Raw genomic sequence first — 12,024 nt, 5'->3', positions numbered from 1 at the left:
TTGGCGCACTATGATTCTTTAATCAACTGTGCTAATTGTTTGGTAAGGTTTTTTCTTGAATACTGTTGCAAACCAACACCATAAGATTGTAATTTTCCTTCCAAAAATTGATTATAAAAGTCCAAAATTACACTTTTTAGTTTCACTTTTTCAGAATAATCAAAAAATACTCCTGTATTGGTTTCTGTAATAATAGCTGCAAAATCAGAACCTTGCGGACCAATCGCAATTATTGGTCGATTTGAGACCATGTATTCAAACAATTTTCCTGGTATAATACTTTTAGTGTCCTCTGAGTTTATTTCGATTAAAAGTAAAACCTGTGACTTTTTTTGATGTGCTATAGCTTCGTGATGCGAAACATATCCCAAAAGATTCAAATAATCATTCAGTTTAAATTCTTCAATCGAATCTAAAACTTCCTGACTTACGGCGCCAATTAATTTAATTTCTAAATGCTTTTTAAAATCAGGAATTTCGTTAACTAGTTCAACAAGACATTCCCATAAAAATTTTGGGTTTCTCTCTGATAAAAATGAACCAATGTGTGCTAGAGTAAACTTCGTGTCTAGTGGTTCTTTCTCTACTTTCTCAAGATCATAACCATTTGTAATTACCGATATTGGTTTATTGGTAATAGACTGAAATTCTGTTTTTGTAGTTTTACTTGTTACAATAATAGTGTCTGCAGTATTAAGCACTTTTTGTTCTAAATTTTTGTGCTTTTTTGCAGCATAATTTGACAAACGAAGTGATTTGTGATAACCAATCGTTGTCCAAGGATCACGAAAATCTGCAAACCATTTTACGTTTAGTTTTTCTTTTAATTCTAAACCAATTAAATGCAAACTATGAGGCGGTCCAGATGTTACAATTGTATCAATATTATTCTCTTTAATATATTTTTCAAGATAGGAAACAGAAGGTTTTACCCAAAAAACACGAGCATCAGGAATAAAAAGATTCCCACGAACCCAAAGAAAAGTCTTATCTAAAAAAGTCTGCTTTTTTTTATGCGGAAAAATTCCCGAGCTTATCTTCTTCGTTTTATTTTTTGAAAAAACAGAAGCCAATTGATAAGGCTCCCAAATTTTATTCTTTAATACAATTACTTTATCAGATATTTCACTTATCAAACCTTCATCTACAATTGGATAAGTTGGATTCTCTGGAACATAAACAATAGGTTGAACATCAAATTCAGGAAGATATTTTACAAATTTCAACCAACGCTGTACTCCCGGTCCTCCTGCTGGTGGAAAATAGTACGTAATAATTAAGAGCTTCTTTTGTTCCAAGGAAAATTGTTTATTGTTTAAAAGTGTAAATATTTAGACGTTATTTCAAAACTAATTTCTTAAATACTCTATAAATGATATAAAGGAAAAGCAAACAATTTAAAACTATCCACAAGTTATAAAATGTCCAGACAATTTTATATTCCGTTTTCATACTTGAAAAACTAAAATATTCTCCTTGACTTTCATCATAAAAGTCATCATAACCCATCATATAGATTCCGCAAAAAATATATATTACTAAATCAAAAATGAGAAAAAGAACAATTTTAAGAATCTTAGAGAGTTTCATTTTAAAACCAAAGCCTATTACTTAGATTGTTCACGAGACTTCTTACGTTCAAAATAAATTCCGCCAATTAAAAGCAATACCATTCCTATTGAACTAGCTAAGTTAATTACTCCTCCAGTTTTTATAACCTGAGGCTCAAACTTAAACTCAATTGTATGTTTTCCTGCAGGAACTTCCATAGCTCTCAAAACATAATCAACAGGAAAATGATCTGTCAATTGACCATCAACATAAGCATTCCAGCCATTTTTATAATACATCTCAGAGAAAACAGCCAAAGCATCGCCTTTACTATCTGATTGGTATTTAATATAGTTTGGTTTATATTCTACTACTTTAATTGTTCCAGTTGTATCCCATTGTTTTTTCAATCGGGCATTTCTAAATTTACCTTCATGTTCACGAACATTGAATACTGCAACTTTTTTAGTATCAATATAATTTAAAGCTTTCATTACATCGTCTGGTTTATTTACAAGTTTTACTGAACTTACAAACCAAGCGTTTCCATTTGCATCAGGATTAATCGTAGGAATTTGATTTCCATCTTTATCTGCTTGAATAACATACTTAACATTCAACATATTAAGTATCTCTAAATTATTTTTAGCAATTTGGTAATCATATAACTGCTGCATTCTTCTAGGTCTTACTGCACTATATCCACCAATTGTTTTATGAAAATAAGATGATCTTCCCTGCAATTGTCCTTGCGGATCAAAAACACGATATACTGAAGTATCTTTTAAAATTTGTGTATCTGTAGGTGTTTCCTGAAATGGAGCTGCAATTTGAACTGGACTAACAAAATCTTTAGCCGAAACATATTTTTTATCTACAAAGAACAAGTCAAAAATCATCAATACGGCAACAATGATTAAAGCTGTAGTCTGTGAAAATTTATTTTTTATAAATAACCATAAAACTCCAAATGTAACTACAATAAAAAATCCTGAACGAAGTAAATCTGCTGAATACAGAGACATCCTATCTTCTTTTAAAGCATCAACAAAAGCAGGTCCATAACTGTCTAAGAAGTATTTGTCATTCATTCCTGTAAAATGGAAAGAACTTTTTGCAATTACTAAAATCGCAATGATTCCTAAACCAAAAACACCTGTTTGAATTAAAGCTTTTTGCTGTAGTTTCGGTTCTTCTTTAGCTTTAAAGAAAGATTGTAATCCCATTACTGCAAGTACAGGAAAGCATAATTCTAAAATTACCTGAATAGAAGATACTGCTCTAAACTTATCGTACATTGGAACATATTCGATAAAAAAGTCTGTCAGCAGTGAAAAGTTTTTCCCCCAAGAAAGCACTAATGTAAATAATGCTCCAGTAAGGAATACATATTTAATTTTTCTCTCATCAATAAATAAAGCTAAAACTGCCAAAAAGAAAACCACAACTCCAATATAAGCCGGAGCAGAAACGATTGGTTGATCTCCCCAATACGTCGGCATTCCTGACACAAAGTCTTCTGCCTGACTAGCTGGTACTCCCTGCTCTAGCATAAACGAATACATTCTGCTGTCGACACCAACATTTTCATGACTGGAACCACCAAAAATTCTTGGCGCAATTAAATTTAAACTTTCAGCAATTCCATAACTATATTCCGTAATATAGTCTGTTGTCATTGATGCAGTTGTTTCATTTTTAGATCCGTCAGGATTAAAAGTTAACTCGCTTTTATCACGAATACTATACTTTGCATATTCGCTGGTTGCCATTAAATTAGCGGCATTTGCTCCAATAGCAAAAATTCCCGCTACAACCAGAGTACCAATTGAAATTAATAACGGTTTATATTCTTTATTCTTTATAAAAGTAAAAGCAAAATAACCTGAAAGTATCAATAAGAAAATCAATAAATAATAGGTCATTTGAAAGTGGTTGGCATTAATTTCTAATGCAACCGCAAACATGGTGAGTAGTCCTCCCCAAATATATTTTTTTTGAAAAACGAGTATAAATCCAGCAATAACCAGCGGCATATATGCAATTGCATGCGCTTTTGCATTATGACCAACTCCAAGGATTATAATTAAATAAGTTGAAAAACCAAAGGCAAGTGCGCCGATAAAAGCTTTTAATGGATCTGTTTTTAAAACCAATAACAAACCATAAAACCCAAAGAAATATAGAAACAGATAATCTGCAGGACGCGGTAAAAAACGTAAAACATCGTCAATTTTACCAATAAAATCATTAGGATAATTTGCTCCTAACTGATAAGTAGGCATTCCTCCAAAAGCAGAATTTGTCCAATAAGGTTCAGTATGTTCAGCAGCCCTGAAGTCATTCTGCTCTTTTGCCATTCCGGTATATTGAGCAATATCTGACTGAAAAATCTGTTTTCCTTGCAGAACTGGATAAAAATAAACTAATGATACAAGAATAAAACCCAGAATTACAAGGGCATGCGGATAGAACTTATTTACTATTTTCAATTTTGGCAAGTTTGGTTAAATGATGAATCCTATTTTTTAGGATACAAACTTAATCTATTTCTTCGTAATCAACATAGTCCCCAACCTTTTTGGTTTCGCGAGGATTTTTTGCATTAGCGGTATCGATGATTATCTCATCTTTTGTAGTGTTACGAGTTTGCTGCCAAGAATTATCTTGACTATATTGTTGTTGTCTCTGAAAATTTTCTCCTGCTTTTTCAACTGCTTTTTTTACCAATACTGGCAAAAAGATTCTAGCTAAAAATTTAAAAATATAATAAAATGCTATTATATAACATATAGCTTTTATTAAACCTGAAAAAGATGCTTCTTGCATAATTGTATAATTTTTGTCAAAATTAATAAATCCATTGTTTAAAATTAAAATATCAATCTTAAATAAATAATAAAATATAGTACATTTGAAATGCGTTATAGCTTTTTAATCAAAAAATACATTTATGTTGAAAATTAAAAACTTACTTTCTACATCTCTTCTTTTAATACCACAATTTTTCTTTGCTCAATATACTGATGTAATAAACTCAAACAGACCTGGCGAGACTATGTCTGCTTATGCAGTTGGAAAATCTGTTATTCAAGCAGAAATTGGCGTTTATGGCATTAAAGAAAAACATGATTTACTAAACTACGACGCGAGTGGTTTTGGCACTGACTTTACTATTAGATATGGTGCTTTTCTAGAACAGTTAGAATTTATTGTTGATTTGCAATATCAAATGGAAAACTTTGATACTCCATACACCAGCTACAAAAAAAATAATTTCAGACAAACTGTTTTGGGAGCCAAATATTTGATTTATGATCCTTACAAAAACTACAAAGACGAAGTAAACATCTACAGCTATAGAGCTAATCGCAGTTTTAAATGGCGTGAATTAATTCCAGCAGTTTCTGTGTTTGCAGGGGCAAATTTTATTGGCGCAAACAATCCTTATTATTTCTCGCCTAACAGCGAAATTTCGCCAAAAGTAGCTTTGGTAACACAAAATCTTTTTGGAGGCGGAAGATGGGTTTTTGTAACCAATATTATTGCAGATTATATTGGAACTGATTACCCAAGTTATGGTTACATATTAACCTTAACACACGGATTTAATGCTAAATGGTCTGGCTTTGTTGAAAATCAAGGATACAAAAGCGATTTCTACAGCGATGCAATCGTTCGCGGCGGTGCGGCGTATCTTTTATCGCCAAATATGCAGATCGATGCTTCGATAAGTACTAATTTTAAAAATACTCCATCCGTTTTATATGGCGGTGTAGGTTTTTCTTGGCGTTACGACGGATGGTATAAAGAAAAACAAATCGAGGTTAAAAATAATGAAAGAGCTAAAAAGAATCCTGACAATGAAAAAGAAATCGATTATCAGGCAAGAGAAAGAAAACGCAAAGCTAAATACGAATAAATTTTAATAACCAAACTCTCTAAACTAAGGGATTTTTTATAATACCACCTTAATGATTACAATTAAAGAAGCTAAAACTAAAAAAGAACTAACCGAATATATCAAATTTCCATTTTCATTATACAAAGACAATCCATATTGGGTGCCGCCTATTATTGCTGATGAATTAGAGTCTTTTGATAAAACAAAAAATCCTGCATTTGATAATGCCGAAGCCTACTTTTATCTTGCTTATAAAAACAATGAAATTGTGGGAAGAATTACAGCAATTATCAATTGGGCCGAAGTAAATAATCAGCATAAAAGAAAAGTGCGCTTTGGATGGTTTGATGTAATTGATGACATAGAGGTTACAAAAGCACTGCTTGAAAAAGTATATGAGTTAGGACGAAAACATAATCTTGAGCATACAGAAGGTCCGATGGGTTTCTCTAATTTAGACAAAGTTGGTGTTCTTACAGAAGGTTTTGATCAAATGGGAACGATGATTACTTGGTACAACAATCCGTATTATGTAACTCATTTTGAGAAACTAGGCTTTCAGGTTGAAAAAGAATATATCGAAAGCATATTTCCTTTTTCGAATGTAAAACCAGAATTTTTCCTTAAAGCACAGGCTTTAATTAAAAAACGTTATGAACTTAGGGCTTTAAATTTCACTAAAACAAAAGATATTATGCCGCATGTCGACAAAATGTTTGATTTGTTTAATGAATCATATGCAAAATTAGCTTCATTTGTTGCAATTTCAGATGTTCAGAAGGAGTATTTTAAAAAGAAATATATTAGTTTTATCAATCCTGAATATATAAAATTTGTAGTCGATAAAGATGATAATTTAGTAGCTTTCAGTATTGTTATGCCAAGTTTTACTGAAGCTTTACAAAAGGCGAAAGGAAAACTTTTTCCTTTTGGTTTTCTTCATCTTTTAAAAGCAAGAAAGAAAAGTAAAGATGTAGTCTTTTATCTTATCGGCGTTCATCCTGATTACCAAAATAAAGGAGTTACGGCAATTATTTTTGATGAATATTTCAAAACTTTCTCCGAAAAAGGAATTGTAAATTGCATCAGAACTCCAGAATTAGCTGAGAATACTGCCATTCATTTACTATGGAAAAACTTTGATCCAAAAATTCACTGTCAAAGAAAAACATATTTGAAATACCTTTAAAGGTCTTTAGTTACAAAAATCAATATCTGATTTGAAACATACAAAAAATCCATTCGCAATAAACGAATGGATTTTTTGTATCAATAACATTTTACTATTCTACTTTACAATCTGTCTTAGTCAATGTGTTTTTTTGATCAAACTTTAGTTTGGTTTTATCCTTAAAAGTCACTTTATCATTAGCTTGAATAACATCTCCAAATCCTTCTATTAACGCTCCGTCTTTTTGCAGAAATGCAACTTCTCGCACAGATGAAACTCCTTCTGAAGTAAAAGTATAATCAGCGATAAGCGTATCGCCTTTCATGTTTCCAATTAAAGTTCCTTCATTTTTATCTTTTCCAGATATACTGTAGTTTAATTTTCCATTTACCTCTTGGTGCGAGTTTACATTAAAACTCAATTCAATCACATTGCCATTTGCTCTTAAAGCATAACATTGATCACCTGCAGGTTCTTCTATTTGAACCTCTTTTGGAGCGTTTGGAGCAATTTGAACCGGTTCTGTATCTGCTGTTTTTTTACAAGAAACGAAAACAATCAAAATTAGAGTCGTTAGTATAAGTATCTTTTTCATAATTATTCATTTTATTTTCTGATTACAAATTTAAAGTTACTTCAAATAAAAAAAATCCATTCGTATAACGGAATGGATTTTTTTACATAATTTCCATTTAAGGAAATTTTTTTTTTAAAATTAACTACGAAACGTCAACAGTTGTACGCTCTGCAATTTCTTTATAAGTTCCGCTAACTAATTTTTCACGAATCGCTTCAAATGCAGTTAATGTTTCTTCAATATCAGCTAAAGTATGTGAAGCTGTTGGAATCATTCTTAACAAAATAATTCCTTTTGGGATAACTGGATAAACAACAATAGAAAGGAAAATACCGTAATTTTCTCTTAAATCGTTTACCATTACCATTGCTTCAGGAATACTTCCTTCTAAATAAACTGGTGTAATACAAGTGTTTGTATCACCAATATTAAACCCTTTATCTTTAAGTCCGTTTTGCAATGCATTTACATTTTCCCAAAGTTTATCTTTGATTGAAGATGAATTACGCAATAATTCTAAACGTTTCAATGAACCAATTGTTTGGATCATCGGAAGCGCTTTAGCAAACATTTGCGAACGTAAGTTGTATTTTAAATAATCAATAATATTTTTATCTGCTGCAACGAAAGCACCAATATTAGCCATTGATTTTGCAAAAGTCGAGAAGTAAACATCAATATCGTCTTGAACTCCCTGCTCCTCACCTGCTCCAGCACCTGTTTTTCCAAGAGTACCAAAACCGTGTGCATCATCAACTAATAAACGGAAATTGTATTTTTGCTTCATTGCAACAATTTCTTTCAATTTACCTTGTTGTCCACGCATTCCAAAAACACCTTCAGTAATAAACAAGATACCACCGCCCGTTTCTTCGGCCATTTTTGTAGCACGCTGCAGGTTTTTCTCCATACTTTCAAGATCATTGTGCTTGTAAGTAAAACGTTTACCCATATGCAAACGAACTCCATCAATGATACAAGCATGCGAATCAACATCATAAACAATGATGTCATTTTTAGTAACCAATGCATCAATGATAGAAACCATTCCTTGGTAACCAAAATTTAATAAATAAGCAGATTCTTTCATTACAAAAGAAGCCAATTCATTTTCTAATTGCTCGTGGTAAGTTGTGTGTCCAGACATCATACGAGCTCCCATTGGATAAGCTGCTCCAAATTGAATTGCTGCATCAGTATCTGCCTTACGAACTTCTGGGTGATTTGCTAAACCTAAATAATCATTTAAACTCCAGTTTAGGATATTTTTTCCATGAAATGTCATTCTAGGACCTAACTCTCCTTCTAACTTTGGGAAAACATAATAACCTTCTGCTTGAGAAGCCCATTTTCCTAAAGGTCCTTTATTTTCTTGAATTCTTTCGAATAAATCTTTTACCATAATATAGTGTAGTAATATTTTTAACTTAATCAGCGAGCAAAAATAATCATTATTATTCTAAAATTCAGACAGTCATTTATTTTTATTTTAAAAAAAAGACATGATTCGTAAATAAATTTGCTCCCATTTGAATTCTACAAATCAAGAAAAAAAACTCAAAAACCAAAGTTATCAAGATTGTAGTTTATAGTATTTTTTTTATATTTGATACTCAAAGTATTCTTTTTTATATTTTTTCAACAGTCTGATTTAGTTTCACTGCTGTATTTTATTTCTGTTTTTTATCCCCAAATAATTGCCTTTTTTTTGAATAGTATAAACATTTTGAGTTAATATAATTTTACCAAAAAATGATCATTCTACAATTAATTAAGCGAAATATTAGTAACCATTCTATGACTTTTATCATAATAAAAGACAAAATAGTCTTTTATTTTTGATTAAAATTTAAAATGAAAACAAAACCAATTACTTATGGAAAAGAAACATACCATTCAGATTAAAATGAGTCTCTTTTTGAGCTTACTTTTTATTGCTCTTTTTTTAGGAAGCTGTAAAAAAGAGGAAGCTGTAAACTATGCAGATATCATGACCGAAGGAGAAATGAATGCAGAACTTACTGCACCTCCTCTAGTTCCAAAACCAGTTGGAAACAGAACTGCTATGAAGCTAAAACTTAACATGGAAATTAAAGAACAAGAAGGTACAATGACCGATGGCGTAAAATATACGTATTGGACTTTTGGAGGATCTGTACCGGGAAGTTTTATTAGAACACGTGTTGGAGATGAAGTTGAATTTCACTTAAAAAATCACCCAGACAACAAACTGCCTCACAATATAGACTTACATGCCGTAACTGGTCCTGGTGGTGGCGCAACCTCATCACTTGTAGCTCCGGGACATGAAAAAGTCTTTAGTTTTAAAGTAATTAATCCAGGTTTATATGTTTACCATTGTGCTACTGCTCCAGTAGGAATGCATATTGCAAACGGTATGTATGGTTTAATTCTAGTAGAACCTGAAGGCGGACTTCCTCCTGTTGACAAGGAATACTACGTTATGCAGGGAGACTTTTATACGCAAGGAGAATATGGTGCTAAAGGATTACAAGCATTTGATATGAACAAAGCTGTAAAAGAAACTCCTGATTATGTAGTATTTAATGGAAAAGTGGGGTCTTTAACAAACGGCGGTGAATTAACTGCTAAAGTAGGCGAAACTGTTCGTTTATATGTTGGTAATGGAGGTCCAAACTTAGTTTCTTCTTTCCACGTTATTGGCGAAATATTCGACAGTGTTCATGTTGAAGGTGGAAGTACAATCAATAAAAATGTACAAACAACCTTAATTCCAGCGGGCGGAGCTGCAATTGTTGATTTTAAAGTCGAAACTCCAGGAACTTTTATATTAGTTGACCACTCTATTTTTAGAGCCTTTAACAAAGGTGCTTTAGGAATGTTGAAAGTGGAAGGAAAAGAAAATAAAAACATTTATTCAGGAACTATTCAGGAAGGTATTTATTTACCTGAAGGTGGAACAATTCAGAAAATGCCTGGAAGCTCAGCTGCAAAAACAGCAATTCCAAAACGTTCTGTTGCTGAAAAAATTAATATTGGAAAAGAAATTTTCGGAACCACTTGTTTTGCTTGTCATCAATCTGAAGGGCAAGGAATTCCAGGAACTTTCCCTCCTCTTGCAAAATCAGATTATTTAAATGCAGATCCAAAACGTTCTATCAATACTATTTTACATGGTTTAACGGGTGAGGTAACTGTGAATGGTAAAAAATACAACAATGTAATGCCGGCTCAAAATTTATCTGACGATGAAATAGCAAATGTTCTTACTTACATCTATAACAGCTGGGGTAATAATAAAACCGAAGTAACGCCAGAAATGGTAAAAGCGCTAAGATAACAGCAACATTTTTCGCATGAAAAAAAACATTTTCATTCTTATTTTTTTCTTGATGCTTACAGGATTAAAAGCTCAAGAATCTGGAATGGTTCCCATAAAAGAGGGCTCGTTTGTCCCTCTTTACGGAGCCACCACCAAAAAACCTGTAGTTGTAAAATCGTTCTACATGGATATTTATCCTGTTACCAATAGTGAGTTTTTAAACTTCATCAAAAAAAATCCTTCGTATGCAAAATCTAAAATAAAAGGGATTTTTGCCGACAAAAGTTATTTGTCCTATTGGACTAATGATTTTGATTTTGGAAGTGCAAATCCTAAATCACCAGTAACAAGTGTTTCTTGGTTTGCTGCCAAAAAATACTGCGAATGCCAAGGAAAACGATTACCTACAATGGATGAATGGGAATATGTGGCTATGGCCGATGAAAAAAAAGTCGACGCCAGAACTAAAAAGCAATTCAATGAATACATCTTATCTTGGTATGAGAAATCGAGAACTTACGAAAATCAAATTGGAAAGACTTTCAAAAATTATTGGGGAGTTTACGATATGCATGGTTTAGTTTGGGAATGGACATCAGATTTTAACAGCATTTTTTTGTCTGGAGAATCGAGAAAAGACAAAAGCAGCGACAAGAATTTATTCTGCGGAAGCGGTTCTGTAAACGCAACAGATTTAATGGATTATGCTGCATTTATGCGTTACGCTTTTAGAGGAAGTCTTAAAGCACAGTATTCTACTCGAAATCTAGGTTTTAGATGTGCCAGCGACACAAACCCAAAACGTTAACTTAAATTACTTTCAAATGAAAAAAACAATTATAGCTGTATTTATTCTATTATTCTCTTTGCAAAGCTGTAAAGAGTCTGATAAGAAAAAGGATTCAGCACCTGTAAACAAAGAGATTAGTGATTTATCTATTTACAATTTGCCTTCAAAATGGACAACTCAGGACGGAAAAGATATTGAATTGAAAAGTCTAAAAGGAAATGTTCTTGTTATGGTTATGATTTACACCAGTTGTAAAGCTGCCTGCCCAAGATTAGTGGCAGATATGAGAGATATTGAATCTAAACTTGATAAAAAAACCAAACAACATGTAAAACTTATTTTGGTGAGTATTGATCCCAAAACTGATACTCCCGAAAAGCTAAAAGATTTTGCAATTGCTAATAAAATGAATCAAGATCCCTGGCTTTTTTTACGTTCATCAGAAGAAAATACTCGTGAGTTTGCCGCAGTTTTGGCTGTTAATTACAAGCAGATATCTCCAATAGATTTTTCGCATTCCAATATTATAAGCGTTTTTAATCCGGATGGAGAATTGATATTTCAGCAAGAAGGTTTGGGCGTAAACAATGATAAAACCATAACAACAATAAATCAAGAAGCAGAAAAAATTTAGAAATAGTAAATAGGTTGATTAGTAGAAAAACAAGAGTAGATTTTAGGAATGGATCGGCTCTTGTTTTTTGTTTACAAAGCCTTTTGATAGATG

General features: G+C 32.1%; 10 protein-coding genes. 5 read left to right on the top strand and 5 right to left on the bottom strand.

The genetic code is table 11. The features are described from left to right. Positions 1 to 8: 8 nt before the first annotated feature. The 3 genes from NLG42_RS12660 to NLG42_RS12650 all read right to left on the bottom strand — a co-directional run bounded on the left by NLG42_RS12660 (position 9) and on the right by NLG42_RS12650 (position 4,380). On the bottom strand, positions 9 to 1,298 hold the full coding sequence (locus NLG42_RS12660) for a glycosyltransferase family 4 protein (protein ID WP_257681224.1): 1,290 nt from the start codon (positions 1,296 to 1,298) through the stop codon (positions 9 to 11). 309 nt (positions 1,299 to 1,607) lie between these two features. Continuing rightward, complete coding sequence (locus NLG42_RS12655; protein ID WP_099719797.1) at positions 1,608 to 4,043, bottom strand: YfhO family protein; 2,436 nt, start codon at positions 4,041 to 4,043, stop codon at positions 1,608 to 1,610. Positions 4,044 to 4,092: 49 nt separating this feature from the next. Further along, positions 4,093 to 4,380, bottom strand: coding sequence for a DUF4834 family protein (locus NLG42_RS12650; RefSeq protein WP_089055084.1), 288 nt, complete (start codon positions 4,378 to 4,380; stop codon positions 4,093 to 4,095). 124 nt (positions 4,381 to 4,504) lie between these two features. Between NLG42_RS12650 and NLG42_RS12645 the strand changes: the two genes are divergently transcribed. Then, positions 4,505 to 5,473 carry a transporter gene (locus NLG42_RS12645; RefSeq protein WP_089056609.1) on the top strand — a complete coding sequence of 323 codons (969 nt, stop codon included), beginning with the start codon at positions 4,505 to 4,507 and terminating at the stop codon, positions 5,471 to 5,473. A 52-nt stretch (positions 5,474 to 5,525) separates the two neighbouring features. Continuing rightward, positions 5,526 to 6,644, top strand: a complete 1,119-nt coding sequence (locus NLG42_RS12640) for a GTP cyclohydrolase (protein ID WP_257681223.1) — start codon at positions 5,526 to 5,528, stop codon at positions 6,642 to 6,644. 94 nt (positions 6,645 to 6,738) lie between these two features. On the opposite strand, the gene NLG42_RS12635 is transcribed toward NLG42_RS12640, so the two are convergent. Next, on the bottom strand, positions 6,739 to 7,221 hold the full coding sequence (locus NLG42_RS12635) for a hypothetical protein (protein WP_257681222.1): 483 nt from the start codon (positions 7,219 to 7,221) through the stop codon (positions 6,739 to 6,741). A gap of 124 nt (positions 7,222 to 7,345) precedes the next feature. Beyond that, positions 7,346 to 8,605, bottom strand: a complete 1,260-nt coding sequence (locus tag NLG42_RS12630; RefSeq protein ID WP_089056606.1) for a cysteate-C-fatty acyltransferase — start codon at positions 8,603 to 8,605, stop codon at positions 7,346 to 7,348. A 504-nt stretch (positions 8,606 to 9,109) separates the two neighbouring features. On the opposite strand from NLG42_RS12630, the gene nirK reads away from it, so the two are divergent. The 3 genes from nirK to NLG42_RS12615 are packed head-to-tail and all read left to right on the top strand — an operon-like array spanning position 9,110 to position 11,931. Further along, positions 9,110 to 10,525, top strand: a complete 1,416-nt coding sequence (nirK, locus tag NLG42_RS12625; RefSeq protein WP_394364136.1) for a copper-containing nitrite reductase — start codon at positions 9,110 to 9,112, stop codon at positions 10,523 to 10,525. A 16-nt stretch (positions 10,526 to 10,541) separates the two neighbouring features. Beyond that, complete coding sequence (locus NLG42_RS12620; protein ID WP_089055090.1) at positions 10,542 to 11,315, top strand: formylglycine-generating enzyme family protein; 774 nt, start codon at positions 10,542 to 10,544, stop codon at positions 11,313 to 11,315. A 16-nt stretch (positions 11,316 to 11,331) separates the two neighbouring features. Further along, the gene (locus tag NLG42_RS12615) at positions 11,332 to 11,931 is read left to right on the top strand and encodes an SCO family protein (RefSeq protein WP_099719802.1); all 600 of its coding nucleotides are present in this window, start codon (positions 11,332 to 11,334) and stop codon (positions 11,929 to 11,931) included. The last annotated feature ends 93 nt before the right edge of the window (positions 11,932 to 12,024 follow it).

It is taken from the genome of Flavobacterium plurextorum (genome assembly GCF_024638035.1).
GTDB lineage: Bacteria > Bacteroidota > Bacteroidia > Flavobacteriales > Flavobacteriaceae > Flavobacterium > Flavobacterium plurextorum.
Note: the sequence above shows the minus strand (reverse complement) of the source record. Positions and strands in the feature narration are given on the sequence as shown.